The sequence below is a fragment of the Leptospira perdikensis genome (genome assembly GCF_004769575.1).
GTDB lineage: Bacteria > Spirochaetota > Leptospiria > Leptospirales > Leptospiraceae > Leptospira_A > Leptospira_A perdikensis.
Map to the genome: position 1 here is coordinate 219,412 of NZ_RQGA01000014.1, position 25,726 is coordinate 245,137.

The following is a 25,726-nucleotide window of genomic DNA, read 5'->3' on the forward strand; positions in this document are numbered from 1 at the left end:
TCCGTAATGGACATAAACTGAGAATCAGTCTCAATTTCAACGATAATGATTTTCTTAAAACTTGTCTATCATTTTTTTAAGATTCAATGAGAGTGATTCGGTTTCTTCCCTCGTTTTTAGAGGTATAAAGGGCCGTATCAATTTTGTGGTAGAGTTCATCAAAACTAGGATCGTCTTCGGGACGGAATAGTGTGGCACCGATCGAAACGGTTAAGGTCAAAGATTCCCCTGGTTGGTTGTAAATGGGGATTAACAATCGCTCCAATTTTTCCCGGATGGATTCTGTGAGGATTTGTAGTCCTTCTTTATCAATCGGTGAAACAAGCAAACAAAATTCATCTCCTCCAATCCTTGCCGCGATGTCTGTTATCCTTGTCCTCGACTTAACTGTCCGGGCAAAAGCTTGGATGGCAAGGTCTCCCTGTTTGTGTCCATATTTATCGTTGATTGCTTTTAGCCGGTCTAGATCCAAAATGACAAGACCAATGATGAAACCTTCGCGGTTGGATCTTTTTTTATAGAGGTCAAACTGTTCTAACAAATGACGTCTGTTAAAAAGTTCAGTCATCGAATCCACTCGAGACAAATCTTCAATCTTTTGATTGATACGAAGGAGTTTTCCCACGGTAATTCGTAGCCTTGATTTAACTCGGTATTCTTCAAACCTCCAATAGTTGATTAGAAGGTTCGCAACAAATCCAAAAGCAAGTAAAAAGGAAACAATGAGTACGTCTTGGTAAAATACAAAACGATCAAAACCCTGGATTCGCGAGAAGTTTAAATGTAAGGGAATAAAAACAGCAACATATAAAATGGATAACAATAAAATTCGAATGGGTTCAATCCATAATAAGATGGAAGCACTCGCAATGACTATAGCAGATCCAAATAGATAATAAGCATGGTTTGGTTTATCATAAACCATCATAGGAATATAAATTAAGATTAAACCGGTGAGTACAACACTTGTAATTCCATAGATATGTCTTTCATATAATTTGATTCTCTTTTTTCCAAAGAGATAAACAAAGAAACAAATGGCAAGGGAAGAAATTCGAAAAAAAGCAATCCAGAAACTTGCTTCTTTGGTTCGAACAAGCGAATCTACAAAAAGAAGAGAGATGATGGAGGTAAAGGCAGTCATCACACTGAAAATTTGTAGTGAGGATCCAATGTCGGAAAGATTGGTGGACGTGAAGCTAGGATGATAGGTTCGTAAAAACAATTTACGAAATACAAAAAAATACCTTTTGAATGTATACCTACGCATGGGGAGCCGGAATTCAGAATACAGGAAAAATCCTGTCTGTAAACCATTTACTGGGCTAGAAAATGATTACCTTTCTTTGGGTTTTGGCCAGGACTTCAGGAATTGTCAACCCATCACTTCCTAATGTGCGAATGCGTTCTCCGTTGGTATAAAGGATCACACCTTTGATTCCAAAATTTCCAACCAAGGTAAAGGAAATTTGGTCCAAACGGTCTTTTAAGATTTCTATACTCCCGCCGTAACTTAAGTCTTCGGAAACAGAAATATGAAGGATCCCATTTTCCAATCGGTAGTTTGGTTCCATTCGAATTCGTTTAGAAAGGGCAGAAAGAACTCCCTTTCCTTTTTCTTCTGCATTCGGACCTTTGGTGAGTTCTTGGAACAAAAAGGGAATCGGATCTCCCCCTGGAAATTCTCGAGATAGTTTTACCAGTTGGGACTGGCTATTTTTTCCCGTTCCATAAAATTTTAAGAAATAAACAGGTAGGTATCCCGCATCCGCTTGCAGACGTTTGCCGGCGCCAGGAAACCGATCTTCGGGAAGAGTGATTTCGGGAATGGTTTCATCTATGAGTTTTGTGCGTGATTTTTGTTTGGATTCTGTATCAGGGAATGTTTGCGTGAGGACTTCTTCTTCCCAATTTAAGTCATCTTCCCAAGTTTCTTTAGCAAAAGGATCGGAGGGTTCCGCAAATTTTGTTTTTTCTTGGGTTTTTCCGATGTTTCGAAACCCTTGTTTGGGAATTAGATTTCCTGCGGCTTTTGGATCAAACCCCATAGACTTTTCAATGAGAACGAGTACAAGGAAAATCCCGCCAAGCAAATAGCGTAAAGATTTCCATTTATCTTCTTGGATTTGGGGAAGTACCGCCACACTATAAATGTCGGAGAAGGTAGGAAAAGGGAATTTAAAAAAACTCTTTTAAAGTCGGTAAATCGTCAAATTTCCAATGGAAATCTGGAATTTCACCAGGAACTCCGTGGCCATAAGTGCAAAACCCAAAAGGGCAACCATTTTGTTTGGCGGCTTCCCAATCACTAAACCGGTCCCCAATCATGGCGATGGCGGTTGGTTCTAAATTGTATTTGCGAACATACTCAGCTAGGATTTCTCCTTTCGTATGAATGGTGTCTTGGTTTATGACTACGATGGGTTCAAAGTATTGCAAAACACCTGCTGTGTCTAAAACCGTTTCGATATATGCCTTTCTACCATTGGAAGCACAAGTGATGGTATAACCTTTTTCTTTGAGGTAATGAATGGTAGAACCTACACCGGCGTAGAAATCTCCACCGCCACTACGGATGGCATCACAAAGGAGATCCAGGACTCGTGCGGAAATGGTATCGCGTTCTATTTCCGGCAAACTGGGGAACAGGTTGGCAAAGATCGTTCGCACCGGTTTTCCAATTTCATTCATAATCTGGTCATGGGTTGGTAGGGACGTGATTTTTCCCGTCTTGGCAGCAAACTCTTCGATTGCCTGCACATAGGTCTTAAAGATTATGGATTCTGAGGAAAATAAGGTCCCGTCGACATCGAAGGCGACCATGCGGATTTCCCCCAGGCGGTTTTCTTGCATTACCACCAGAAAAGAATTTGGCGGTCTCTTGGCAAGTAAGGAATTGGAAGTTATGCTCGTGCAAAGCAGTTTATCAGAAGTTCTTCGGGCGCGTGAAGAGTTGTTTTCCCGGACAAATTGGACGGATCCAACCTCCCAACTGCAAAACCGAGTGAAGGGAGAAGATCTTTCCCCGTATTTTGTACTCACTGAATCCGAAATCATTGGAATCAGGGAAACCATTCGTTTGCATGTATCCACAACCCCGTATTACCTTTCTCTTTCCGACCCGAGTGACCCCAATTGTCCCATTCGCCGAATGATTGTTCCAAGGTCAGAAGAGGCTGTTCTTTCTTCCGAAGAAAGTTCGGATCCTCTAGAGGAAGAGCGTCTTAGTCCTGTTCGTGGGCTCACCCATATGTATCCCAATCGGGTACTTTTATTTTCCAACCATTCCTGCAGTGTGTATTGTAGACATTGTATGCGCGGTCGTAAGGTTTCTTCTAATGAAGAAAGAATGGAAAAAGGAGATTTGGAAAAAGCATTCGAATACATTCGAAACCATTCCGAAATTGAAGACGTTGTAATCAGTGGAGGTGATCCTCTAAATTTAGCTGATTCTAGGTTAGAATGGATTCTTTCGGAACTAAATTCTATCCCTCATGTAAAAATTTGCCGGTTGGGAACAAGAAATCCTGTGACACTACCGTTTCGTATCACAGATACATTGTGCAAAATCATCGAAACATATAATAATGACAATCTTTCTATTTTTTGTAATACGCAGTTCAATCATCCTAAAGAATGTACTAAGGAATCCAAAGAAGCCATTCTTCGATTGTTAAAAGCCGGAGTTTCCGTCGGCAACCAATCTGTCCTTCTGAAAGGAATCAATGATGACGAAGAGATAATGCTTACTCTTCATAAAAAACTATTAGAAATGAGAGTCCGTGCCTACTACTTATATGATCCAGAACTCATTCCTGGTTCCAGAGGTTTTCGAACACCGCTTGCACGAGGGATTGAAATTGTAGAATATATGCGAGGAAAAATTGGCGGAATGGGAATCCCACAATTTGTAAACGATTTACCTGGAGGTGGCGGCAAAATTACAATTGCACCTAACTGGTATTTGGGGTATTATCCAAAAACACGACAACATGTATTTCGTTCTGCACTGACAAAAAAAATTCACCTATCTTTTGAACCTGTTGGATCAGATAAGGAATCTTATTATCCCATCCTCAGCGAATCCGATTGGGAGAAATTCCAACTATGAAACGTACTGCAATTCTTGCATGTGATCTCTATGATCCGAATACACCGGAGCTTTGCCAAGAATGGGAATCGGAAGAGACAATTCAAAATATGGAAAAGACCATATCAGAGTTAGGTTATGATGTAGCCATTTTATCTCATCCAACTGAAATCACTTCAGTTCTATCGGCTATCCCTAGCAAAAAAAGGGGAGATTGGATCGTATGGAATTTGGTTGAAGGTTATCATTCCCCAAACAGAGAGGCCTACATACCAGCGTTATGTGAATATTTAGCCATTCCTCATACTGGTAGTTCAGCCGCCGTCCAAACTTTAACTTTGGATAAATATAAAACCAAGTTATTTTTAAACTCCTTTGGTATACCTACAGCCGATTCCTGGTTTATCGAAGATCTAGACTTTATGCCAAAGGATCAGTTCCCTTTATTTGTCAAACCCAATGGAGAAGGTTCAAGTTTGGGAATTGGGGAAGGGAACCGGATCGACTCCCTTTCTGATTGGGCACGGGTGGCCCCTCCGCTTTTAGATAAATACAAAAGTTTACTTTTAGAAACATATCTTTCAGGAAGAGAATTGACCATTGCCGTGATAGGAAACCAAGGAAAGTATCAAGTCACACCACCAGCCTATGTAGAATACCCAGGTACTGTTTATAGCGATTCTGTAAAATCCAAGGATAGTTTTGTCGAATCTTTAGATTTCTCTGTATCTAAAGAATTATCGAATTTATTAGAGGACTATTCCTTAAAAGTAGCAAAACTCCTTGGTAGTTCCGGTTATATTCGATTGGATTTCAAACTTGAAAAAAATTTACCATTCCTTCTAGAAGTTAATGCCACTCCGGGATTTTCAAATATCTATTCCACCTTGCCCTTGTTATGGGAAAAAACCGGGAAAAACTATTCCGAACTTCTCAATTATTGTTTGGACTTGGGTTTTGAAGAATACCATCATCATTTTCGTTATCAATATGCAAAGGACCGAAACATATGAACTTAGTGAACACTTTAAAAACGGATGTCGAAACTCACCCAGTCCTCAAGTCGCAGTGGTTATTGGAACGAAACAAGTCGATGAGTTTTAATGATTTAATTTTATGGCTCAGCCAAGAATACTTTGTGTCCATTGGATTTGTGGACTGGTTTTTACAAGTAGCCGCAAAAACTAGAGATCAGAATGCTAAAATAATTCTCGTCGAAAATATTTGGGGGGAACTTGGAGAAGGGAAAATTGAGGACACTCATGTATCTATTCTCACCGAATTTTTAACTAAATTAAACTTTGACTTTGTTAACCATACTCTGTTACCAGAAACAAAAACCTATTTGGATAAAATGGAAACTATTATTGGAAAAGGTTTTTTCTATGGGCTTGGGGCTTTAGGGCCTGCAAATGAATACCTTCTGAAACTGGAATACTCACAAATCTCCGAAGCTTATCAAAAACTTAAAGCCGAAATGACACTTCCCGAGGGAAAGTTTTTCCAAGTAAATTTGGATGCAGATGAGGGTCACAGCCAAAAAATGTTTGAGCTAATTAACCAAACTGCTGTTACGGATGAAGCCAAAAAACAGGTCATTGAAGGGAATTTGTTGGCCCTTGCAGCTCGGGAAGATTTTTATACTGGGCTCACTCGACTCGACAAAGAACGACTGACTACAGTTTAGTTCGCAAACGTTTCAATAAGTACATCGTTGCCATACCGAAGAAAGGAACTAAAGGCAAATACAAAAGAAACGCAAAATATTTGTATTTGTCCATTTTCCAAAGGATTTGTCGTACTGCAAAAAATCCAGGATATCTGTTTCCTTCCGTGATGAACTGGACTTCTCCAACACAAAGTTCTTTTGATAGTTGTTTGTGTATAGATTCGAGTTCTATTTTTGAGAGACTATGATAGGAAACAATGACAACCTTGTCCTTTGTTTTTTCCCGAATGGATTTGGCAAGTCGCGTACAAAAGTCGCAGTTCCCATCATAAACAAGGATTGAATTTTGGTTCTGCATTGATTTTTTTATTTTGGGAAAAAATCTTCCGGTTGGTCTTTTAAAATTTGTATGGTTGCGGGAATTAAGGACTGGTTAAGCCCCAACCAATAATAATACCAACTTTCGTCCTTTTCGATTCCTTGTGCCACTGACATATACCATTTATTGATATTGTTATCCGGTTTACTTCGCCAAAATAGTGGACGACAATGTTCGAGAATTTGATCCCAAATATCACGTCCCACTCCCGCACCGCGTGCTACACCGTTCACCGCAAATTTAGAAAGTAGGTATCCGTGTTCTGTTTTTTGCATCCAAGCACAAGCCCTGTAAGACTCTTCTAAAAACAAAACATCAAATTTTGTATTGTAGAACTCTGGTTTTAAAGGTTTGCCAAAGGATTCTTCTATGAGTTGGAATACTCGTTTCATATCCACTTCCGCAGGGGAATAACAAACCTTAATTTTATTTTTTCGCTTAACTAGAGTTCCACTTCCCTTTACGGTAAAAAGTTCCGTAAGTAAGGTGAAAGGGGACGTAAGTACAATACTGAACTTCGGATCTTCTATTTTAGAAAGTAAACCTTCTGATAAATGAACAAACTCCTCTTGTGATCGGGACAGAGATATTCCTTCCGGTAAAGAAAATGATTGGTCTCTTTGTAGAATAGATTTTACTTTGCCTGTGTTTGGATCCTTCAGTGGTCCATCAATGGATACGTAAATGACTTTGGAAGAATGTAAAATAGATCTACATCTGTCGAGGAGAGCCGAAAGTTTTTCCGAATCATCATCCCAAAGTAGGATGGGAATTTTTTTTTGACGGATACTTTCTGTGACTTCCTCTTTGAGTGGAAGGTTACGATCGACTACTTGGTAAGAAAAACCAAGACTTCTTTCTCCTTCGGAATTCATTTGTTCCAGTGGAAAAAAGAGTTTTAGATATTGGAAACTATCCACTTCCAAAACAACAAATGGAAATAAATCCAATTGATAGAGTAATTTTAAATCTGAAAAAAGGGCTTCGGAACTATTAAAAATCGTTTCAGAATCCGCATAAAGAATGGCGAACGATTCCGGAGAAAGAGATTGGAATTCCTTTAAAAATAGAAGTCCATCTCTTGGATCTCTCGTGATTTCAAAGACTCGACTGAGTACGTCTTTGGAATTCATTTCCCCCCTCGGATTTCATAGTCCACGATCTTTGCTTTTAGGTTGGCATGTTTTAGACTTAAATGAGAATTTTCTTTCAAACCAAACTTTCCTAAAAGAGAAAAATCAGCGGAAAGAACGGTAAACTTCCAACCACCAAACTCGTTTTTGATGACCCTACCGAATTGAAAGTACATCTCTCTCAAATCTTCCATTGGTTTTCCAATTCTGTCCCCGTAAGGTGGATTTGTGACAACGTGACCATTTTTACCAAAATTGTTTTTTAATTCCAAACAATTTCCGACTTCAAATTGGACAAAGTCTTCCACTCCAGCCTCGTAAGCGTTTTCTTTTGCTATGCGAACGGCTTCTGGATCGATATCAAATCCGAATAAATGTGGTGCATCGGGTTTTTCCTTTTTTCTTTCTGAGAATACGTAAGTAGGAAAAAGAATTTGAAAAACGGGTGATTCAGCAAATAAAAACCGATTGATTTCCCCATAGAGACGTTCTCTAAGTGCCGCTTCAATCAGAATGGTTCCCGATCCACACATAGGATCTACTAAAGTGTTTCCTTCTTTCCATCCAGAGGTTTCTAACATGGCTTGGGCAATGGGTTCCCGTACAGGGGCATTTCCTGCAAACAATCGATACCCACGTCTTCCGACAGGATCACCGGAGAGGGAAATCTCAATACTAAACCTATCTGTATGGGAACGAACCACGATTGTGATGTCTGCCATTCGTTTTTCAATTTCAGGAAGGGGGATTTTTTTACTACGAAGTCTATCGAGAACAGCATCTTTCATCCGATGCATGGTGAATTCTGAGTTTCTTAGTTTGTCTTTGGTCTCTGCATCAATGCGAAAACTGACTTCCGGGCCAATGTATTTTTCCCAGGGAAGTTCACTTGCTTTTGCATAAAACTCATCATAATCATCGGCATTATCATGTAGCAGCTGTAAATTGATACGAGATGCAAATTTTGTATGAATGGCAAACTGAATGACATCTTCTTTTTTTCCGGAAAAGAAGACACCACCTCGATTTGAACTATCAATTTTGAGATGGTGTGTTTTTAATTCGGATTCCAAAAGCGGAGAAAGACCTTCTCCGCAAATGGCATGGTAAGTGGGGTGAGTAGGTTTTATTCCGAGTCTCCTAATTTCTGTGCCAAGTAGTTCTGGATACTGATGGATTCAATGATGGATTTTTGAGTTTCAATCCAATCAATATGTTCTTCTTCGGAAACCAGGATTTTTTCTAATAACTCTCTTGTTCCGTTGTCTTTTGCGGCAACACAAATATCGATTCCTCGATTGAGTCTTTCCACAGCACCATATTCCAACTGTAAGTCATGATCCAACATTTCCGGAACTGATTTTCCTACATTGATTTTTGAGTATTTTTGTAGATCGGGAATTCCATCGAAATATAAGATTCTCTCGATGATTTCGTCCGCATGTTTCATTTCTTCTATGGACTCTTTCCTGAGGTAGTCTGCAAGTTCCAAATATCCCCAGTTTTTACAGAGTTTTGCATGAATAAAATACTGATTGATGGCTGTGAGTTCTGCTGTGAGAACTTCCGCTAAAATGTCGATTACTTCTTTCTTTCCCTTCATATGGGTGGCCTCATTTTATTGCGTTCAAATGGAAAGATAATTGGTTTTCATAGAATAGGCAAGCTTAAACTATATTCGTATGAATAAAGTTTACATTCACAATCCTGCATTGAGTGTATTCGGAAAACACAAAGGATCACAGTTAGATTTATCCTTTGCGACCGCAAAACAATCTGTACATGAGTTTCAATCTCACAAAATTCAGTTCATTATCTACGCTAGTTTCTCACCGGATTCTTATAATAAAGAATACCATTTATCTGCAAAACTTCCTAATCGTCTTGGCCTTCGTGATTTGTATTCAGTAAGAATGGAAACAGCATCCTCTTCTGGTGCTGCAGCGTTTCAATTGGGAGTGAATTTAATTCTCAGTGGCAGATTTGATCACGGTTTGGTTGTTGCGACGGAACTCATGTCAGAGCTTAGTCGAGAAGAAAGTAATCTATTGTTAGGTTCCGTTTTATCTGATTCACAAAGGTTACTTGGGATGTCTATGGCACAAGGTGGTGCCATGATCACTCGTAAATATTTAGATGACTATGGTTATAAAGAAGATGATCTTTATGCGATTGCAAAAAAACTTCATGACAATGGACTAAAGAATCCGAAGGCCCATATCAAAAAGAATTTAACTTGGGAAGATTATAGTAACCAACCAAAAATTGCGAGTCCCTTGGGGCTCTATGATATCTCTCCACTATCGGATGGTTCTGCGGCTCTAATCCTTTCCAAAGATCCTAGCTCCGTTGTTGTGAAAGGAATGGGTTCGGGTACGGCTCCCTTCCTATCTTCTGCTGAATCGAGTTTTCTTGCCAACCGCATTGCTTTTGAAAAAGCATACAAAGAAGCGGGAGTGAGTCCAATGGATATCGATTTTGCCGAATTACATGATGCCTTCACTCCTTTTGAGCTGGTAGGTGCCGAAGATGCTGGTTTTTTCAAACGAGGAGAGGCCTTATTCCAAGTGAAGGCAGGTCTCACTCATCCCAAGGGTAAAATCCCTATCAATTCTTCTGGGGGCCTCAAATCAAGGGGCCATCCGGTGGGTGCCTCGGGTCTTGCACAAATCGTAGAACTTTGCCGCTTCTTTGAGGAATGGCCGGAAAAGCGGTTGGCAGTAGCACAAAGTATAGGTGGACTTGCTACAAACAACTTTGTGTCGATATTAGAAAGAGAGTGATGCCCGAAAAAATACTGATCATCCAAACCGCCTTCCTAGGAGACCTGATCCTTTCGACTTCGTTTTTTCATGCAGTCAAAACAGAACATCCGGGAGCAGAACTTCATGTGTTAGTAAATGCTGGCACAGAGACTGTATTGGATCATAATCCTGATATAACAAAAGTTTGGTCTTTAGATAAAAAGAAGATTAAGAAAAATCCATTTGCTTTTTTACACTTTGCTAATTTGTTAAAAAAGGAAAATTTTAATAAGGTATACTCTGCGCATTTTTCTTTTCGATCGAGTTTACTTTCTTACCTGACAAAGGCTCCTATCAGGATAGGATACAAAGAGTCAGGATTTTCTTTTTTACATACAAAGACCGTCCAAAGGCCGAAACAAGGTCCACACGAAGTCGAAAAACTTTTTTCACTATTATTTGAAGAATATGATTATCCAACTGGTAGAGAAAGAAGACCTTATCTTTTTCCTGGTCCAGTAGAGGAAGGATCTTTTACCAATAAAAAAAAGGAGATCCTTTCCAACGATGAAGGTTATATACTAATTGCACCATCATCTCTTTGGGAAACCAAAAGAATGCCTGAAGAAAAATTTGTCAGTGTCATCACTCAAATCCTTCGTAAACGAAAAGAGACGGTGATTCTTATTGGAAGTAAGGCTGATTTAGAAATAGAAAGTAATATATTCCGTCTGATGAAAACGGAACCATTACAACTTCGGGAACGGGATCGTCTTTTATCACTTGTGGGAAAAACAAATTTAAAAGAATTAATGGTTTGGATTCGCAACGCAAACGCGATCATTTCTAATGATTCAAGCCCCATCCACTTTGCTTCCGCATTCAATACACCGACGGTTATGTTATATGGTGCTACCATTCCTGCTTTTGGTTACGGAAGTCTTTCTGATAGACATAAAATTATGGAAGTCCAAGGTCTAAATTGTAGGCCTTGTGGAATCCATGGGGGGCGGATTTGTCCCGAGGGACATTTCCGTTGTATGATGGACCAAAACCCAGTCCGTATCTTTGAAGCCCTAGAGGAAGTTATCAAATTATGAAATTGCCTGATAAAAAAATAAGAGAATACAACGGAAAGTTATACCAAAGCCGAATCACGCATATCCAAAAGAAGTTAAAAAAAGGGGAGATTTTTTTACTCTTTGCTGCAAACCATAAAATTAGAAATCGAGATGTAGAATATAAGTTTCGTCAGAATTCAGATTTTTATTACCTAACGGGAATCACAGAAGAAGATTCAATCCTTGTCCTGACAAGTGAGGTTTCGGGAATGTTCTGTTTGCCGAAAGATAAAGAGAAAGAAATTTGGACAGGAATTCGTTTAGGAAAAGAAAAAATTAAATCAATGTTAGATTTAGATTTTTCTTATGACTTAAGTGATTGGGAAAAAGAAAAACCGGCCATCCTTATTGGAAATCATACTCTTTATTATTTTTTTGGAGAAAATCCTGATCGGGACCGGGAACTCATTACAGAATGCCGTAACCTTTCGGAACGAGCTCGGGAAGGAAAATTCGGTCCGCAGCGCATCGAAAATCCTAACTTCCTACACGAAGAAAGGTTAATCAAATCTAAAGAAGAAATTACGCTTTTAAAAAATGCAGCTGAAGTAACTAAACTTGGTCATATGCGTATTATGCGAGAAAGTAAACCGGGAATGTATGAATACGAATTAGAAGCACTCCTTGACCAAGAATACTTAAAATATGGATCCATTGGTGGAGGGTATGGCCATATTGTTGCTGCCGGAAAAAATGCCTGTATCCTCCACTATGTGAGCAATGACGACATTTTAAAGGATGGTGATTTGGTTCTAGTCGACTCAGGAGCCGAGTGGAATTATTACACTGCCGATGTGACCAGGGTTTTTCCTGTTGGGAAAAAGTTCACTGAAGCTCAAAAAACAATTTATGAAATTGTTTTATATGCTCAAAAAAATGCCATCAGAAGTTCTGTTGTAGGAACCCCATTCAATGAAGTGCATGAAAAAACCGTTCGATTTCTTGCTGATTGCTTAAGAGAAATGGGGTTTTTGAAAGGAAGTTTAGAAGAGATTATCGACAAGGGTACTTATCGAAAGTTCTATATGCATCGTACGGGCCATTATTTAGGAATGGATGTACACGATGTAGGTCGCTATTTTTTAGAAGGAAAGTCTAGACCACTTAAGGATGGTCAGGTGGTGACAGTAGAACCAGGTTTGTACTTTGATCCCACAGACGATTCCATTCCAAAAGAATTTAGAGGGATTGGAATCCGTATCGAAGATGATATTTTGATTCATGGAAAAAATCCGATCAACTTAACAGAGTCTATTCCCAAAGAAATTTCTGATATTGAAGCCCTAAAGGTCTGATCTTTATTGATGACTAGAGAACTTCCTAAACGTTTCCGCTCGGTTCGTTATTTCGATCGAATCAGTTCAGAAATTGCTGAAATCGTACGTTGGGAAATGGAAAGGTTAGGGTATCCAGGACTTACCACTTCCCATTTTGAAATTCTCACTTTTCTTTTGCGAAGTTCTGTCCCCATCAATATGACTCAAATTGCAAAAACGATAGAGAAAACAAAACCAACTTGTACGGTGCTTGTGAATCGTTTGGTAAAAGAAGGTCTTGTGGAAAGAAATCCTTCACCAAGTGATGGAAGGGAATGGGCCTTACTATTGTCGAAAGATGGAAAAAAAATACGAAAGAAAATTGTTACCATTTCGGCAAAACTCCTTTCGTTACAAACATGGGGAATTTCAAAAGAAAACGAGGACATTTTGTATCCTATCCTCGATGAAATTTACAAACACATACGAAAGAAAAAAGAAAGTTAGGATCTCTTTCTTAGGAAGTAAAGACGGGTCTTCTGACTTGGACCGAAGCGGAAATACCTTCCTGTGCATCTTTGGATTGAATGCTTTGGATGGTAGCTTTGATATCTGTTTCGACGAGTGCCAAAAGATTTTTTTGAACATTCAAAATTCCAGCCTTTGTATCTTTCATTGCAGAGAGAGAATTTTTTTTCAGTTTTGTTTGTAAGGACTTGGATTTTTTCTTCAAGTCTTCTTCGTTTGAGGCAATTTCTTCAAACAACGTTGGCATTTCTTTTGCTTTAAAGGCATCACCTAACAAAACGTGTCGTTTTGCCGCATCATTTCCAACAGCTTCGCCAAGAAGAGCATAAATAAAAGAAGGAACTTGGATTCCAATTTTTACTTCCGGAAGCCCAAAACGAATGTCTTCTAGAACATAGCGGTAATCGCAGACAAGAGCAAGCATTGCTCCATAACCTAGTGCATGACCAGAAATTTCGGCAATGGTTGGAACAGGAAGTGTGAAAAGGTCTTTTAAATTTTCATAGAATAAATTTAAGAAAGGTGCCAGATCTTTTGACATATCCATTGTGCTTACGGTGGTTAAATCAAGACCTAAAGAGAAGGTCCCTGGTGAATCACTTTTTAAAACGATAACTTTGGAATTAGATTCCTTTGCAGATTGGATTGTTTTTTTCAAAGCCAAAAACGATTCGTTAGAAAAACTGTTCTTGTCATTGATTCCCAATCGGATAAACCCGATTCCGTCTACTTGTTCGAATGAAATCATTTGGATCCTCTGAATTTGGTTAGATATCTAACTAATAGGAAAAGTGGAAAAAACGGCAAGAGGAATTTTTTTATTTGGAGGTTAAAAGGTAGGTTTTAATGACTTCTTTCATCACCGAAAGCCCAATGGGAAGAGCGTCTTCATCAAAATCAAAAAAGGAACTGTGATGTGGGTGAACGAGGCCCTTGGATTCATTTCGCGAACCTATAAAAAAATAACACCCAGGTCGTTCCATAAGGAAGGCCGAAAAATCTTCCCCACCCATGGTTCTAGTATTTTCTTCCGTAAGTGAGTCCTCTCCAAGAACATTTTTTGTCGCCACTCTCACTATATCTGCCATTGCCGGGTCATTGATTGTGGGTTTGTCGATTCTGTTGTATTCGAAGTCAATGGTTGCACCGAATCCAGAAGCCACTTGTTTTACGAGTGCCTCCATTCGTTTCGGAATCATCTCATAAACTGATTTGGAATAAGTTCTAACAGTTCCATGTAAAACCGCAGTTTCGGGAATCACATTGAATGCGTTTCCCGAATGAAAAGAACCAACAGTCACCACACAAGGTTCTAAGGGGTCAACATTCCTAGAAACTAGGGTTTGGAGAGCTGTGACTAAATGAGAACCAACAACAATGGGATCCACTGTATGTTGAGGCATTGCCCCATGGCCGGAAGTTCCCTTGATATAGATTTTGAATTCATCTACAGAAGCCATCATGGTTCCGTTCACAACTCCCACTTTTCCAAGATCGATATGATTCCAGACATGAAGGGCAAATACAGAATCTACTTGGTAACGGTCCAAAATCCCCGAGGCAATCATACGATCAGCGCCAGAACCGCCTTCTTCTGCAGGTTGGAAACATAGAAGAACACGACCTTTGGGAACAAATTCGGAAAAGGATGTCTTTAGTTCGGAAGAAAGGGCCATAAGAATGCTGGTATGACCGTCGTGGCCACAGGCATGCATTTTCCCTGGTGTTTTACTTTTGTAGTCGTGGGTGTTTTCTTCATGAATGGGGAGAGCATCCATGTCGGCTCGGACAAGGACAGTTTTTCCTGGAATTCCAGAATCAAAGAGGGCAACAAGACCGGTTTCTGCTATCCCTGACTCCACTTGAAATCCAAGAGATTCCAAGTGGGCTTGTACAAAAGAGGCAGTTTCCTTTTCCTCATACTTGAGTTCTGGAAACTGGTGGAAGGTTCGCCTGTAACGAACCATCTCCTCTTTGCGTTTCGTGGGATAAATTTTCATAATTTGTCAGTTTCTAATTTGGCTCTCTTTTCGACTTCTTCCAAAATGGAATAGAGATCGAGTCCATATTTCTCAAAAAGAGAATTTTTTGCCAACTCATAACGAACTAAATTAATATTAAAATTGATTTTGGCTTGGGTTACTGCCAGTTCCACATTTGCTAAACTATCTAGAGCATTTTTGACGTTAACAGCGGTATAACGGCCTTGGCGAAACCTTTCCATGAGCCCGTTGTAGAAAATCTCCGTTTCCTTTCTTGTTTTCAACAGATCTTTGAGAAGAGCATGGCTCGATTCTAATGCTTCATGGCGATTGTCAATTTCCTGGGAAATTTCCTGTTCCAAGTTTTGGATTTTCATCTCATTTACTTTGAGATTGGTTTCCGCATCCCGAATTCCAGCTTTGATTCCTAAATCCCAAAGTGGATAAGACATCTTTAATTCAGCAAGAATTTGTGGGTGGTTAAAGGAAGTGATTCCTCTTTGGCGTGCAATGAAATTGTCCTGAGGAGAAATGAAATTTTGTCCAATCGAACTATAAGAAAAAGTTGCGAGTAAGGAAGGATCATCTTCGGCAAGTGCTGTACTCAAAGCAAGTTTTGCGATCTCTCTTTCTCTTTTTAAGATTAGATAGTCGGTTCTGCGACTGAGTGCATATTCTTTATCAGCTTTTAAGTTGATTCCTGTGGGTAAGGTTTCGCTTAAGTCAGTAATTCCCTCTATAGAAGATCCCGTATCAACGTTTAGAATTCGAACTAGGTTTCTTTCTGCTTCTATCCGATCTACTTTTGCTTTTTCCAAAAGAGATTGAGTTCGTAAATAAGCCTGATTCCATTGATTGACTTCGAAACCTTCTGAAAGCCCAAGTCCTGTTTTACGTAAGGTCAAACGGCGGATCTCTTCGGTGTTTTTGGAAACCTTTTCGTAAGTAGCAATTCGTGAATCTACAATGCTGAGTGACCAGTAATCGACGAGAATCTTAACCACAAGTTGAGTTAGGATATTGATATAGTTTTCTCGAACGAGTAAGGTTTGGTTTTTCAGAAGTTTTTCTTTGTCTTCTTCGTTTTTACCAAATCCATATTTGAGAAGTTCTTGGGAAAGAGTCGCAGAAACGGCTCCCGTATACATCGGAGGAGCAGCGAGCAAACTTCCAAATCCAGATTGTGCACTAGGATCTTCGAATGCGTTCACGTCATAACGAATGGTGCTGATTTCTGTTTTGAAATAAGTCCCTGTTCTGAACTGTTTCTCTATCCCCGCTGAGATTTTATCTTGAGAACGAATTGTTCCGGCAAAGATGTTGTTTCGGTTACTTGGAAAAAGTTGTTTGGAGGATTGGATACTCGCCAGTGCTTTCCAAGTGTATTTCGATTCGTTTTTCCACTCGGGGCTGTCAGCCTTTACAATCTCCAATTTGGCATTTTGAACAATGGTATTGTTTTCAATAACCTGCTCGATTGCCTGAGAAATGCTTAGGCGGAGCTTTTTTGGGCCATTTCCCGATTGGAGAGAATCTGGAATTGTATTGCCGTTTTCCCACTGGGAAAGCTGCATACGTTTTACATCCTCTTCAAAGTCAGATTCCGCAAAAATAGGGAAACTGAGGAGACTAAAAGATATTAACCAACTGGTCAACTTTCGAGGATTGATGCTAAAAAGCGGGGAAGAAATATTGTGACTGTTCAATGGAAACTTCTTAAACCCCTTACTCAGACAAGATGAAAAAATCAATGTTGTCAATCAACCTAAAATGTAAAAAGCTACGTGGAGAAACCTTAGTTTCTGGGAGTGCATTGTGGCAAATATGTCGAAAAAACCGAATCGTCTGGTTCATGAAAAAAGTCCTTATCTGTTACAACATGCACACAATCCCGTGGATTGGTTTCCCTGGGGAGTGGAAGCTTTCGAAAAAGCCAAAAAGGAAGATAAAATCATCCTTTTGTCCATTGGCTATTCGACCTGCCACTGGTGCCATGTAATGGAACGGGAATCATTTGAAGATGATTCTACAGCAGAAGTCTTAAACCGTGATTTCGTATGCATCAAGTTAGACAGGGAAGAACGCCCAGACATAGATAAAATTTATATGGATGCACTCCACGCAATGGGAACCCAAGGTGGTTGGCCCCTAAATATGTTTCTCACTCCAGTCAAAGAACCCATCCTTGGCGGAACTTACTTTCCTCCCGAAAATCGCTACGGAAAACGAAGCTTTAAAGAGGTCCTTCGTTTGGTTTCGGAAGCTTGGAAGAACCAAAGGGATGAACTCATTCAAGCTGCCGGCGACTTAACCCAATATTTACGAGATAATGAAACAAGAACCAATGCCGGAAAAGTTCCGGGAGTGGAAATCATTGAAAGAAATTTTGAACGTTATCTCCAAGTGTACGATAAAGAGTTCTTTGGGTTCAAAACAAACTCAGTGAATAAATTTCCGCCTAGTATGGCCCTTAGTTTCCTTGTGGAATACAGTTTGCGAAAAAAAGAACCAAGGGCTCTTGAGATGGCTTTTAACACAGCTTATGCCATGAAGTTTGGAGGGATATACGACCAGGTGGGTGGTGGAATTTGTCGTTATGCGACCGACCATGAATGGCTCGTTCCCCATTTTGAAAAGATGTTGTACGACAATTCGTTGTATGTTGAATCTCTTTCTCAACTGTTCAGAGCCACAAAAGATCCGTTCTTCTTGGATGTAATTCGAGAGATTGTCACCTATATCCGAAGAGACATGTCTTTGGAAGCTGGTGGGATTGCGAGTGCTGAAGATGCAGATTCCGAAGGTGAGGAAGGAAAGTTTTATATCTGGAAATATTCGGAATTCCAAACCGTCGTTCCGGAAGAGGAAGTCCATGGGTTTTGGAATGTCACGGAAGAAGGAAATTTTGAACACCAAAACATCTTAAATTTTTATTGGAAGGGAAAAAATCCCTTTGTCGACGGAATCCAATTCAAATCGGAATTCCTACAGAAACTAGACTCGGTAAAAGAAAAGTTACTCGCCGAAAGAAACAAACGAATTCGCCCCTTACGCGATGATAAAGTTCTCACTTCCTGGAATTGCCTATGGATTCGTGCTCTCCTCTCCGCTTATGAAGTCTCTGGGGATAAGGAATATCTTTTAGATGCTAAAAAAGTCTATCAGTTTATCAAGACACAACTAATAGGTGAAGACGGATCCATTCTCCGAAGGTTTCGGGAAGGAGAAGCAAAGTATTTTGGAACACTTCCTGATTATGCAGAATTCATCTGGGTTTCTTTCAAGTTGTTTCAATTAGATGAAGATTTGGAAGCTTACAAAATGGGAAAACGTTCTTTGGAATATTTGTTTTCTCATTTTGCTTCTACAGTGGGTCCATTTTACGAATCTTTTCATGGAAATGAGGATTTGATTGTGAGAACCATGGAAGGTTATGATGGAGTGGAGCCATCTGGAAATTCTACCATCTTACATTTGTTTCATTTTCTGCATTCCTTAGGTTATAAAAACAACAATTTGGAATCAAAAGCCAATGCGATCTTTGCTTACTTTCTCCCGGAACTAACAGAAAACTCTTTGAGTTATCCTTCTATGATTTCTGCTTTCCAAAAATTTCAATACCCTTCAAAGGAAGTTTTGGTGGTTTATAAAGACAAAACTGTTTCTGAAGTCCAATCCATCAGAAATAAATTAGGGGAAATCAAAGATCCAAATCTTGTTTGGTTGGTCTTAGAAGAATCTAAAGTGAAGGTTTTGGCACCGGAACTAGAGTTACTTATGGGAAGGAGCGCCGGTTCCGGAATGATGATTTATGTATGTCGTAACTTTACTTGTGAATTACCAAAAGACAATTGGGAAGACGCAGTCGCTCTTATACAACAATAGGAGCTGCGTCACCCCAAAGACGATCTAATGAGTAGTAGGTTCTCATTTCGTCAGTCATGATGTGAACACAGATTTCACCGTAATCCAAAAGGATCCAACCAGTGGCATCTTTGGGAAGATCGGCGAGGTTTTGTCTTTTGACAGCTAGTTTCAAAGGTTTCATGTACTTATCAATATCCTTAGCACAAGACCTTCCTTGTGTTTCCGTTTTTACTGTTGCGAGCACAAATAAAGAAAGATAACTATGGACATCTTTTAGATCCAAAAACTGGATGTTTTCACATTTTTTGTCAATTAACGTCTGTTTTATTTTTTTGAGATGTTCTAATGTCTCGGCACTGATATTCGGCATTTTAGTCCTTGGAATTTTGAAAATCTTCCCCGAGGATCACAGTGGCATCAAGCCCCAGATCTTTCCTAAGTGCGAAGTAAACTCTTCGTCCTTGGAAGGTATCGGAGATAATATCCGTGTACTGCGTGTTTCCGGAGCGGTTTAAGATGATACTGGATTTAAAACTAGAGTCCCAGGCATTGTCAACGGAGAGAACTTTCAGACCCTTATCATTCAGAAGCACCTTCCCATATCTGGCAAGCCCATTTTTTGGGGTTCCATTCAGGACTTCAATTCGAGCTCGTTCTCCCTCACTAAACGAAAGAGATCGAAGTTCACTGGAAAATTTATGAAAGGCAACCTTTACTGTTTCTTCATTTGCCTTTAAAATTTCATCTTTGAATTTGGGTCGCCCAATGGGTTCTCCTGGGACTTCCGATACTCCAAAGTTGATCTTTTCTTTTTTTAGAAAGTCAACTAATGTCTCCCATTCCTTAAGAGATAGGTTTGTTGTCATTTGTGAATGGAGGAAAGCGACTCGTTGTTTTCCTAGTAAATCTTTTTTTTCATGAATCGCTTCTAGTATAGTCAACAAAACTGTTTCCTGGATTTCCAAACGACGAATATGAGATATCATGGAATCATCAGCAAGTGAACTCATCCAATCAAAAGTATCTTCCCCATCTAAAATATAAGTTTGTTTATTTCTCGCGTAATTCTTTGTTATGTGGAGAGATTTTGGTTCAAAAAAAAGATTGAGTCCGCCAAGCAAATTAACCCAATTTTGAAATTGTGTTTTAGTCCAAACAATTTTAAAAGGGATGTTGGAGTCTAAAGTATCTTCTAAAACAGATTCCACATAAGATGGGGCAGAACTCCCTTTTTCTTTTAGAGATTTGTCTCCATCATCAAAACTTGTTTTGGGGTTAACAAAGAAAAGAGCCGCTTTTTTTTCATTGGGATAAAATTCAGCATATAGAGAAAATAAATATTCATCCTTCTCTCCTAATACAGAAAAGAGGATAGGTAGGCGTTTGCTTTGTGAAAACTTTTGGTCTAAAGAAAACCCTGCTTTGGAACGAAAAATTAGGAATAAAAGCGCAATCAAAAAGAAAGAACCTGCCGCAATTAAAAGAGTTTTTGCAGGTATTGTTTGTTTTTTCGGAGCTTCACGTAACATCTATTTGGTTTCCTTTAGATTATTCGCAGATTGGTTATACGTATAAAACGTATAGGGATGAATGACTTCCTTTTTTTCCATAAGAAAGAAAATGGTTTGGAAGGCTTTCATAAAAACACCATAATCAAGTTTTTCCTCTGTTTTCTGAACCCACAGGGAAAGTTCCGGTTGCCGTAAAGCATAGTCAGAGCCCAAAAAATCAGCTGCATAAAGAATTTTGTCCAAAAGTGTAGGTTCTGGATTCCCGAGTGTATGAGAGGAGATGGCTTTTGCTATTTCGACATCTTGAAATCCGTATTCTCTTTGAAGCCAGAGTGGTGCCGAAAAAGCATGGAGGGCTTGCACGGGAATTCCATCCGTGTCTACAGAATAATTTCGAAATAACTCATAGTGGATTTCCATTTTTTTCTGTTTTGTGATGTCATGACAGAGTCCTGCGAGATAGGCCTTTTCAGGGAAAGGATAACCATGAATTTCCGCTAGGGATTCGGCATAACCAGCAACGCGCAAGATATGTTGGAAACGAGTTTCCGTAACATGAACGGGTACTTCGTTTTTAAAAAAAATCGTCCAGTCTTGTAAGGATGCCGAAGGGGAAGGGATCATTCGGAACTCCTCTCCTGTCTAGCCTTTAAAAACTGCATTGCTAGAACTCTTGTTTTGGGTAAAACAAATTGGCTGTCCCAGTCTCCATTCGAAACCTTGCGGATTTCCCTACTGCTCATAGGAAGAATAGGATTTTCCAAAATGAGAATTTGTGATTTGGGTAAAAATGTAGGGATACTAATTTCTTTTAGGGGAGGTGTATCTCTTCGGACGATGATGATTTTTTTTGTGGCCTTTAGAATTTCTAAATAGGATTTCCATTTATCAAAAGAATCTAAATTATCTTCTCCAATCACAAGAGAGATTTCAGAATTTGGATGGAGAGACTTCAGGGTATTTATGCTATCGATCGTATAACTAATATTCGTCTTTTTAATTTCCTCATCCCAGAGGATGACATTCTTCGAAAGTAATCCTTCAAATTCAGCCAAACAAAGATTCCAAATTTCGTCTGGTGTAAAAGATTTTTCCCCAAGTTTGAAAGGGGAAACATAATTTGGACAAATATAAAGTAGGTCCTTCGGATATATTTTGGAAATGGTTTCTATCACATGGCGGTGACCCCGATGAGGGGGGTTGAAACTTCCTCCAAAAAAGAAAACTTCCATTTTAACCGCGGACTTGTCCACTTCCTGTTACATAGGTAGTTGTAGTGGTTAGGTGAATGAGGCCCATCGGTCCCCTTACATGGAGTTTTCCTGTAGAAATACCCACCTCAGCACCAAGGCCATACTCACCACCATCATGGAACCGAGTGGAACAGTTTACAAAAATTGCTGCACTATCCAGTCCCTTTTGGAAAGTTTGGATCTCCGTTACGTCTTCTGATAGAATACATTCTGTATGACCTGAACTGTATTTCTGAATGTTTTCCATAGCTTCCGAAACAGAGCCAACTAATTTGATGCTGAGTCTTGTATCCAAAAATTCTGAATAAAAATCTTCTTCTGAGGCTAGTTTTGCGGAAGGAAGAAGTTTCTGAATCGATGTATCACCCAAAATTTGAATTCCAGAAGTTTCTAATTGAGAGAGTAAACCTGCGATATTCGGATAATCTTTATGGATAAATAAATTCTCTAGTGCATTGCAGACACCAGGTCGTTGGACTTTGGAATTTACAAGAATCGGCATTACAATCTTTTCGTTTGCAGAGTTCGATAGATAAAGATTGGTCACACCTTTGTCATGTTTGATGACAGGGATTTTACTATTTTCAGAAACAAAACGGATGAGTGCTTCTCCACCACGGGGAACAATCACATCAATTAAATCATCTAATTGAAAAAAAGGAACCATTGCTTCTCTGTTTGTATTCTCTACGAAGGTAACGACATCTTTTTCAACTCCAGGAATTTTAGCTTCTTCGATAGCCCTGTGGAATAAAGAAGTAAGTATCAAATTCGAATGAAAGGCTTCGGAACCACCTCGTAAGATACAAGCATTCCCTGATTTAAAAGACAATGAAGCTATGTCGATGATCACATTCGGTCTAGATTCAAAAATAGTCATGACCACGCCAATGGGAACACGTTTGGTGAGAAGTTCGAGTCCATTGGGAAGGATGGTTCCCCGAACCACTTCGCCTACGGGATCCGGAAGATTTCGAATTTCTTCGATACTTTTGGCCATCGACTTAATTCGTTTGGAATCAAGGAGGAGGCGATCCATCATCGAAGAGGATAAACCTTTCTCCTGACCATTTTTCATATCGATTTGGTTTTTTTCGATGATCGCAGATTCATTTGCCAAAAGTAGTTCTTCCACACGTTTCAGAACTGAGTTTTTTTCTAAAGTGGTTAAACCTTTTAGGCCTCTACTGGCTAACTTGGCTTTCGTTGCCAAAGATTTTGCATAGTTTTTGTTTTCATCTGCCATAGTTTACTCCGTAGGAAAAGAAAAGAAATGGGACTGGATTTCAGAAGCAGTGGGAACACGATGAGCTGAAGTCTGATCCGCAATTAAAGTTCCAAAGTTTTCAACTTCAAAAAACTGAGAGATAGCATGTTTTTTCTCACCATTCACGATTCCCGTTTTGATTCCGTAGGGTAATAAAAGTTTGGCGGCATTGATTTTAGTAAACATACCACCCGTTCCAGGACCAGAAGGACCTGTTGCCAATTTCTCTGTCTCTTCTGTGATCTCGGTAAATAAATCGATTTTAGAATTTTCTTTTAAAAATCCATCTACACCTGTTAGGATAAGAAGAAGGTCTGCTCCCACAATGGAAGCAACAATGGCAGATAGAATATCGTTATCTCCCAAATTAATTTCTTCTGTGGAAACGGAATCGTTTTCATTTACAATGGGAAGGATTCCCCAACCGAGTAACTGACGAAAAGTTTGTTTTAAGTTGGTAAAACTTTTTTCCTCATTCAAATCCTTTCTTCCAAAAAGAATTTGGGCGATTGGTATATTAACACGGCTAAAAAAGCTTTCATAAAGATTAAGGAGTTTGTTTTGACCCATGGCAGCAAACGCCTGTTTTTCGGCAAGAGTGGTTTTTCCATTGAATATAGACCCTGATCCACTTTGTTCCGAAAGAAGTTTTTTTCCTTGGGCAATGGCACCGGAGGAAACAAGGATCACTTCTTTTCCTTGGTCACGTAACATTCGAATGTCACCGACTAAATCATATAAAAAATCATTAATTTTAGATTCTTCACCGGAAACTCGAGCACTTCCGATTTTGATCACAATGAGTTTGGCCTTCTTTATGGAGTCTAAAAATTCCTTACGTGTTTTCATAAACTAACTTTGCTTTTTCAGGGAAAAATACTTTGTCAATGCGTTCGAGTAAGTATTCTAAATTGGATTCTTTGTCGGCAGAAATACAAATGATTTCTCCTAAATGGGAATAGTTTTTTTTGATCTCTTCTGTAAACGTAGGATCATTATCCCAAATATCCATTTTGTTGATGACGATGAGATATTTTTTGTTTAAAAGAGTTTGGTTGTAATTCCCAAGTTCACTTCGTAACATTTCTAATTCTTCTTCGAGTTGTAAATTCCCACCGTCAAAAAGAAAAAGAATCCCTTGGACTCGTTCGATATGTTTGAGAAAACTAATCCCAAGGCCGACACCTCGAGAAGCCCCCTCAATGATTCCAGGAATGTCTGCTACCGTATAACGAAATAAATCTTCATGTCTATGTACCACACCAAGGTTAGGGGAAAGGGTAGTAAAGGCATAACCAGCAATTTTAGGGTGAGCATGGGTGATTTTTGCGAGTAGGGTCGACTTACCGGCGTTAGGAAGTCCTACAATCCCAATGTCTGCGAGTAATTTTAATTCTAATAATAAAGAAAGCTGGCCACCATCTTCTCCGGGTTGGCTGTAGCGAGGAGCTTGTTGGACAGATGTTTTGAAAAATGTATTTCCTTTTCCACCACGCCCGCCCGTAGCAATGGTAAAACTTTCGCCGTCGTGATTGAAATCATAGATGAGTTCCATGGTAACGGAATCAATGATTTGGGTTCCTACAGGTACTTTTAGGATTAAATCCTCACCATTTTTCCCATTTCGATTTTGGCCAAGTCCTGGTTCGCCGTCTTGGGCTGCATACATACGATCGGGAAGGTAGTTTTCCAAAGTCATCATCCGACCTTCAGCAATAAAGATGACATCGCCACCTTTGCCACCGTCACCACCATCCGGGCCACCAAATTCTACAAATTTCTCTTTATGGAAATGGACAGAACCTGCCCCTCCGTGTCCGGCTCGAATTTGAATGGGTACTTCGTCGATAAATCCGCTCATAGTTTCCTTTGGTCAAAAAAAAACCCGTTTAAGGAGATCCTAAAACGGGTTTCGCCTCTCAAATGTATGAGAGGATTACACTTTCGGGTAAACGGAGATTTGTTGTCTTTCTTTAGTTACATGTTCGAAAGTCACAACACCGTCAACAAGTGCATAAAGAGTATGGTCACGACCAATCCCTACATTTTTTCCGGCTTTGTATTCAGTTCCTCTTTGGCGAACAATAATGTTTCCAGCAATTGCTAGTTGTCCACCGTAAACTTTTACACCAAGTCTCTTCGATACCGAATCACGACCGTTCTTTGTGGATCCACCACCTTTCTTTGTAGCCATTGTTTACCCCTTTATTATTTCGTCTTGGATGGAAATCGCTTGGGAATGAGACTGTTCTAAAGATTTTAATCCAAACTCCACCATCGAAAGTAGGCTTTGGTAGCCATCTCTTTGGTGTTTTTTGACTAAAAACGTTACGTATCCGTCTCGTTTTTCTTCCGTTTCCAAACTGTCCTGTGATGCTAAGTAAGAGTGGGCACTCTGAACCAGAGTGGAGACCCCTGCACACAAAAGATTTTCACCTTTCGAACCTAAGTCCTTGGGAGAATGTCCTTCCAGTTGGATTCCTGCGATTTTCCCTCCTAAATCTTTAAAAATCTTACTATAAATCAATTATCCGTTGATGGATACTACTTGGAGTTTTTGGAGTTGTTGTCTGTGACCCCAAGACTTCTTGTAGTTTTTTCTTTTTTTGTATTTGAAACCGTGGATTTTTTCACCCTTGCAGTCTTCTAATACTTTCAAAGTAACTTTGGCACCGGAAAGTGCTGGTGAACCAATGTTCACTTTGTTATTATCGGAAAGGAGTAGGACTTTCGTTTCTACTGTGCTTCCAACCGAGTTTCCTGTTTTTTCTGCGACGAATACCTGGTCAGGAGACACTTTAAATTGTTTGGCTCCAAGTTCAATGATGGCGAACATATAACTATCCTAATCTCTTTCTCGAATGTAGTTCTTACCAGGATTTCTGATGGCCACCTCTTGTCAAACTGAAATCCCCATTTACAGCCT

The 25,726-nt window shown here is 39.5% G+C and carries 28 protein-coding genes; 8 read left to right on the forward strand and 20 right to left on the reverse strand.

Translation table 11 applies throughout. The features are described from left to right. Positions 1-76: 76 nt before the first annotated feature. Genes EHQ49_RS13815 through EHQ49_RS13825 form a run of 3 tightly spaced genes read right to left on the reverse strand, consistent with a single transcriptional unit; the run spans position 77 to position 2,823 of the window. Positions 77-1,270, reverse strand: a complete 1,194-nt coding sequence (locus EHQ49_RS13815; RefSeq protein ID WP_135580249.1) for a GGDEF domain-containing protein — start codon at positions 1,268-1,270, stop codon at positions 77-79. 55 nt (positions 1,271-1,325) lie between these two features. After that, positions 1,326-2,144: a GerMN domain-containing protein gene (locus tag EHQ49_RS13820; protein ID WP_135580250.1), complete on the reverse strand. Its 819-nt coding sequence runs from the start codon at positions 2,142-2,144 to the stop codon at positions 1,326-1,328. A gap of 34 nt (positions 2,145-2,178) precedes the next feature. Next, positions 2,179-2,823 (reverse strand): HAD family hydrolase, encoded by a 645-nt coding sequence (locus tag EHQ49_RS13825; RefSeq protein ID WP_244241491.1) that lies wholly within the window; start codon positions 2,821-2,823, stop codon positions 2,179-2,181. Between the two features lie 82 nt (positions 2,824-2,905). Here EHQ49_RS13825 and EHQ49_RS13830 point away from each other — a divergent pair, with 82 nt between their 5' ends. Genes EHQ49_RS13830 through EHQ49_RS13840 form a run of 3 tightly spaced genes read left to right on the forward strand, consistent with a single transcriptional unit; the run spans position 2,906 to position 5,777 of the window. Continuing rightward, positions 2,906-4,111: a KamA family radical SAM protein gene (locus EHQ49_RS13830; RefSeq protein ID WP_135580252.1), complete on the forward strand. Its 1,206-nt coding sequence runs from the start codon at positions 2,906-2,908 to the stop codon at positions 4,109-4,111. Then, positions 4,108-5,103 carry a D-alanine--D-alanine ligase family protein gene (locus EHQ49_RS13835; RefSeq protein ID WP_135580253.1) on the forward strand — a complete coding sequence of 332 codons (996 nt, stop codon included), beginning with the start codon at positions 4,108-4,110 and terminating at the stop codon, positions 5,101-5,103. The genes EHQ49_RS13830 and EHQ49_RS13835 overlap by 4 nt, the downstream gene beginning before the upstream one ends. Further along, positions 5,100-5,777 carry an iron-containing redox enzyme family protein gene (locus EHQ49_RS13840; protein ID WP_135580254.1) on the forward strand — a complete coding sequence of 226 codons (678 nt, stop codon included), beginning with the start codon at positions 5,100-5,102 and terminating at the stop codon, positions 5,775-5,777. The genes EHQ49_RS13835 and EHQ49_RS13840 overlap by 4 nt, the downstream gene beginning before the upstream one ends. Here the strand turns inward: EHQ49_RS13840 and EHQ49_RS13845 are convergent. From EHQ49_RS13845 to bfr, 4 genes are read right to left on the reverse strand one after another with little or no spacing between them, the layout of a single operon-like run. After that, positions 5,767-6,117: a DCC1-like thiol-disulfide oxidoreductase family protein gene (locus EHQ49_RS13845; protein ID WP_135580255.1), complete on the reverse strand. Its 351-nt coding sequence runs from the start codon at positions 6,115-6,117 to the stop codon at positions 5,767-5,769. The genes EHQ49_RS13840 and EHQ49_RS13845 overlap by 11 nt on opposite strands. A gap of 8 nt (positions 6,118-6,125) precedes the next feature. Next, positions 6,126-7,271 (reverse strand): acetylglutamate kinase, encoded by a 1,146-nt coding sequence (locus tag EHQ49_RS13850; protein ID WP_135580256.1) that lies wholly within the window; start codon positions 7,269-7,271, stop codon positions 6,126-6,128. Beyond that, positions 7,268-8,449, reverse strand: a complete 1,182-nt coding sequence (locus EHQ49_RS13855) for a THUMP domain-containing class I SAM-dependent RNA methyltransferase (protein ID WP_425269880.1) — start codon at positions 8,447-8,449, stop codon at positions 7,268-7,270. The genes EHQ49_RS13850 and EHQ49_RS13855 overlap by 4 nt, the downstream gene beginning before the upstream one ends. After that, positions 8,398-8,874 carry a bacterioferritin gene (gene bfr, locus EHQ49_RS13860; protein WP_135580258.1) on the reverse strand — a complete coding sequence of 159 codons (477 nt, stop codon included), beginning with the start codon at positions 8,872-8,874 and terminating at the stop codon, positions 8,398-8,400. Before bfr ends, EHQ49_RS13855 begins: the two co-directional genes overlap by 52 nt. 79 nt (positions 8,875-8,953) lie before the next feature. On the opposite strand from bfr, the gene EHQ49_RS13865 reads away from it, so the two are divergent. The 4 genes from EHQ49_RS13865 to EHQ49_RS13880 are packed head-to-tail and all read left to right on the forward strand — an operon-like array spanning position 8,954 to position 12,899. After that, positions 8,954-10,054, forward strand: coding sequence for a thiolase family protein (locus EHQ49_RS13865; protein WP_135580259.1), 1,101 nt, complete (start codon positions 8,954-8,956; stop codon positions 10,052-10,054). Next, positions 10,054-11,115, forward strand: a complete 1,062-nt coding sequence (waaF, locus tag EHQ49_RS13870; RefSeq protein ID WP_135580260.1) for a lipopolysaccharide heptosyltransferase II — start codon at positions 10,054-10,056, stop codon at positions 11,113-11,115. Before EHQ49_RS13865 ends, waaF begins: the two co-directional genes overlap by 1 nt. After that, positions 11,112-12,431 carry an aminopeptidase P N-terminal domain-containing protein gene (locus EHQ49_RS13875; protein WP_135580261.1) on the forward strand — a complete coding sequence of 440 codons (1,320 nt, stop codon included), beginning with the start codon at positions 11,112-11,114 and terminating at the stop codon, positions 12,429-12,431. The genes waaF and EHQ49_RS13875 overlap by 4 nt, the downstream gene beginning before the upstream one ends. A 9-nt stretch (positions 12,432-12,440) precedes the next feature. Then, the gene (locus tag EHQ49_RS13880; RefSeq protein ID WP_135580262.1) at positions 12,441-12,899 is read left to right on the forward strand and encodes a MarR family winged helix-turn-helix transcriptional regulator; all 459 of its coding nucleotides are present in this window, start codon (positions 12,441-12,443) and stop codon (positions 12,897-12,899) included. A 10-nt stretch (positions 12,900-12,909) separates the two neighbouring features. On the opposite strand, the gene EHQ49_RS13885 is transcribed toward EHQ49_RS13880, so the two are convergent. From EHQ49_RS13885 to EHQ49_RS13895, 3 genes are all read right to left on the reverse strand, one after another. Then, the gene (locus EHQ49_RS13885) at positions 12,910-13,668 is read right to left on the reverse strand and encodes an enoyl-CoA hydratase/isomerase family protein (RefSeq protein ID WP_135580263.1); all 759 of its coding nucleotides are present in this window, start codon (positions 13,666-13,668) and stop codon (positions 12,910-12,912) included. Between the two features lie 70 nt (positions 13,669-13,738). Next, positions 13,739-14,920: a M20 metallopeptidase family protein gene (locus EHQ49_RS13890; RefSeq protein ID WP_135580264.1), complete on the reverse strand. Its 1,182-nt coding sequence runs from the start codon at positions 14,918-14,920 to the stop codon at positions 13,739-13,741. After that, the gene (locus EHQ49_RS13895; RefSeq protein ID WP_135580265.1) at positions 14,917-16,476 is read right to left on the reverse strand and encodes a TolC family protein; all 1,560 of its coding nucleotides are present in this window, start codon (positions 16,474-16,476) and stop codon (positions 14,917-14,919) included. The genes EHQ49_RS13890 and EHQ49_RS13895 overlap by 4 nt, the downstream gene beginning before the upstream one ends. Positions 16,477-16,726: 250 nt before the next feature. Here EHQ49_RS13895 and EHQ49_RS13900 point away from each other — a divergent pair, with 250 nt between their 5' ends. Then, positions 16,727-18,787: a thioredoxin domain-containing protein gene (locus tag EHQ49_RS13900; protein WP_135580266.1), complete on the forward strand. Its 2,061-nt coding sequence runs from the start codon at positions 16,727-16,729 to the stop codon at positions 18,785-18,787. Here EHQ49_RS13900 and rsfS read toward each other — a convergent pair. From rsfS to rplU, 10 genes are all read right to left on the reverse strand, one after another. Further along, positions 18,774-19,139, reverse strand: a complete 366-nt coding sequence (gene rsfS / locus EHQ49_RS13905; RefSeq protein WP_135580267.1) for a ribosome silencing factor — start codon at positions 19,137-19,139, stop codon at positions 18,774-18,776. The genes EHQ49_RS13900 and rsfS overlap by 14 nt on opposite strands. A gap of 1 nt (position 19,140) precedes the next feature. Continuing rightward, a complete protein-coding gene (locus EHQ49_RS13910; RefSeq protein ID WP_135580268.1) occupies positions 19,141-20,298 on the reverse strand; it encodes a LytR C-terminal domain-containing protein in 1,158 nt (385 codons plus the stop codon). Next, complete coding sequence (gene yqeK / locus EHQ49_RS13915) at positions 20,299-20,904, reverse strand: bis(5'-nucleosyl)-tetraphosphatase (symmetrical) YqeK (RefSeq protein ID WP_135580269.1); 606 nt, start codon at positions 20,902-20,904, stop codon at positions 20,299-20,301. It lies immediately after the preceding gene. Then, the gene (locus EHQ49_RS13920; RefSeq protein WP_135580270.1) at positions 20,901-21,512 is read right to left on the reverse strand and encodes a nicotinate-nicotinamide nucleotide adenylyltransferase; all 612 of its coding nucleotides are present in this window, start codon (positions 21,510-21,512) and stop codon (positions 20,901-20,903) included. Before EHQ49_RS13920 ends, yqeK begins: the two co-directional genes overlap by 4 nt. A 1-nt stretch (position 21,513) precedes the next feature. Further along, entirely contained in the window at positions 21,514-22,779 is a 1,266-nt protein-coding gene (locus EHQ49_RS13925) for a glutamate-5-semialdehyde dehydrogenase (RefSeq protein ID WP_135580271.1), read from the reverse strand. Between the two features lie 3 nt (positions 22,780-22,782). After that, the gene (gene proB / locus EHQ49_RS13930) at positions 22,783-23,649 is read right to left on the reverse strand and encodes a glutamate 5-kinase (RefSeq protein ID WP_135580272.1); all 867 of its coding nucleotides are present in this window, start codon (positions 23,647-23,649) and stop codon (positions 22,783-22,785) included. Then, entirely contained in the window at positions 23,636-24,661 is a 1,026-nt protein-coding gene (gene obgE / locus EHQ49_RS13935) for a GTPase ObgE (RefSeq protein ID WP_135580273.1), read from the reverse strand. Before obgE ends, proB begins: the two co-directional genes overlap by 14 nt. A 75-nt stretch (positions 24,662-24,736) precedes the next feature. Continuing rightward, complete coding sequence (gene rpmA, locus EHQ49_RS13940; protein ID WP_135580274.1) at positions 24,737-24,994, reverse strand: 50S ribosomal protein L27; 258 nt, start codon at positions 24,992-24,994, stop codon at positions 24,737-24,739. Positions 24,995-24,997: 3 nt separating this feature from the next. Next, a complete protein-coding gene (locus tag EHQ49_RS13945; protein WP_135580275.1) occupies positions 24,998-25,327 on the reverse strand; it encodes a ribosomal-processing cysteine protease Prp in 330 nt (109 codons plus the stop codon). After that, on the reverse strand, positions 25,328-25,636 hold the full coding sequence (rplU, locus tag EHQ49_RS13950; protein ID WP_002974492.1) for a 50S ribosomal protein L21: 309 nt from the start codon (positions 25,634-25,636) through the stop codon (positions 25,328-25,330). Between the last annotated feature and the right edge of the window lie 90 nt (positions 25,637-25,726).

Excerpts from the sequence above, each read along its gene's own strand:
- EHQ49_RS13815 (WP_135580249.1), bottom strand. The coding sequence starts at position 1,270 with ATGCGTAGGTATACATTCAAAAGGTATTTTTTTGTATTTCGTAAATTG.
- obgE (WP_135580273.1), bottom strand. The coding sequence starts at position 24,661 with ATGAGCGGATTTATCGACGAAGTACCCATTCAAATTCGAGCCGGACAC.
- rpmA (WP_135580274.1), bottom strand. The coding sequence starts at position 24,994 with ATGGCTACAAAGAAAGGTGGTGGATCCACAAAGAACGGTCGTGATTCG.
- EHQ49_RS13890 (WP_135580264.1), bottom strand. The coding sequence starts at position 14,920 with ATGAAAATTTATCCCACGAAACGCAAAGAGGAGATGGTTCGTTACAGG.
- EHQ49_RS13925 (WP_135580271.1), bottom strand. The coding sequence starts at position 22,779 with ATGGCAGATGAAAACAAAAACTATGCAAAATCTTTGGCAACGAAAGCC.
- EHQ49_RS13920 (WP_135580270.1), bottom strand. The coding sequence starts at position 21,512 with ATGGAAGTTTTCTTTTTTGGAGGAAGTTTCAACCCCCCTCATCGGGGT.
- EHQ49_RS13910 (WP_135580268.1), bottom strand. The coding sequence starts at position 20,298 with ATGTTACGTGAAGCTCCGAAAAAACAAACAATACCTGCAAAAACTCTT.
- bfr (WP_135580258.1), bottom strand. The coding sequence starts at position 8,874 with ATGAAGGGAAAGAAAGAAGTAATCGACATTTTAGCGGAAGTTCTCACA.
- yqeK (WP_135580269.1), bottom strand. The coding sequence starts at position 20,904 with ATGATCCCTTCCCCTTCGGCATCCTTACAAGACTGGACGATTTTTTTT.
- EHQ49_RS13885 (WP_135580263.1), bottom strand. The coding sequence starts at position 13,668 with ATGATTTCATTCGAACAAGTAGACGGAATCGGGTTTATCCGATTGGGA.
- waaF (WP_135580260.1), top strand. The coding sequence starts at position 10,054 with ATGCCCGAAAAAATACTGATCATCCAAACCGCCTTCCTAGGAGACCTG.
- rsfS (WP_135580267.1), bottom strand. The coding sequence starts at position 19,139 with ATGCCGAATATCAGTGCCGAGACATTAGAACATCTCAAAAAAATAAAA.
- EHQ49_RS13845 (WP_135580255.1), bottom strand. The coding sequence starts at position 6,117 with ATGCAGAACCAAAATTCAATCCTTGTTTATGATGGGAACTGCGACTTT.
- EHQ49_RS13865 (WP_135580259.1), top strand. The coding sequence starts at position 8,954 with ATGAATAAAGTTTACATTCACAATCCTGCATTGAGTGTATTCGGAAAA.
- EHQ49_RS13900 (WP_135580266.1), top strand. The coding sequence starts at position 16,727 with ATGTCGAAAAAACCGAATCGTCTGGTTCATGAAAAAAGTCCTTATCTG.
- EHQ49_RS13850 (WP_135580256.1), bottom strand. The coding sequence starts at position 7,271 with ATGAATTCCAAAGACGTACTCAGTCGAGTCTTTGAAATCACGAGAGAT.
- EHQ49_RS13880 (WP_135580262.1), top strand. The coding sequence starts at position 12,441 with ATGACTAGAGAACTTCCTAAACGTTTCCGCTCGGTTCGTTATTTCGAT.
- EHQ49_RS13840 (WP_135580254.1), top strand. The coding sequence starts at position 5,100 with ATGAACTTAGTGAACACTTTAAAAACGGATGTCGAAACTCACCCAGTC.
- proB (WP_135580272.1), bottom strand. The coding sequence starts at position 23,649 with ATGAAAACACGTAAGGAATTTTTAGACTCCATAAAGAAGGCCAAACTC.
- EHQ49_RS13825 (WP_244241491.1), bottom strand. The coding sequence starts at position 2,823 with ATGGTCGCCTTCGATGTCGACGGGACCTTATTTTCCTCAGAATCCATA.
- rplU (WP_002974492.1), bottom strand. The coding sequence starts at position 25,636 with ATGTTCGCCATCATTGAACTTGGAGCCAAACAATTTAAAGTGTCTCCT.
- EHQ49_RS13875 (WP_135580261.1), top strand. The coding sequence starts at position 11,112 with ATGAAATTGCCTGATAAAAAAATAAGAGAATACAACGGAAAGTTATAC.
- EHQ49_RS13895 (WP_135580265.1), bottom strand. The coding sequence starts at position 16,476 with ATGCAGCTTTCCCAGTGGGAAAACGGCAATACAATTCCAGATTCTCTC.
- EHQ49_RS13830 (WP_135580252.1), top strand. The coding sequence starts at position 2,906 with ATGCTCGTGCAAAGCAGTTTATCAGAAGTTCTTCGGGCGCGTGAAGAG.
- EHQ49_RS13835 (WP_135580253.1), top strand. The coding sequence starts at position 4,108 with ATGAAACGTACTGCAATTCTTGCATGTGATCTCTATGATCCGAATACA.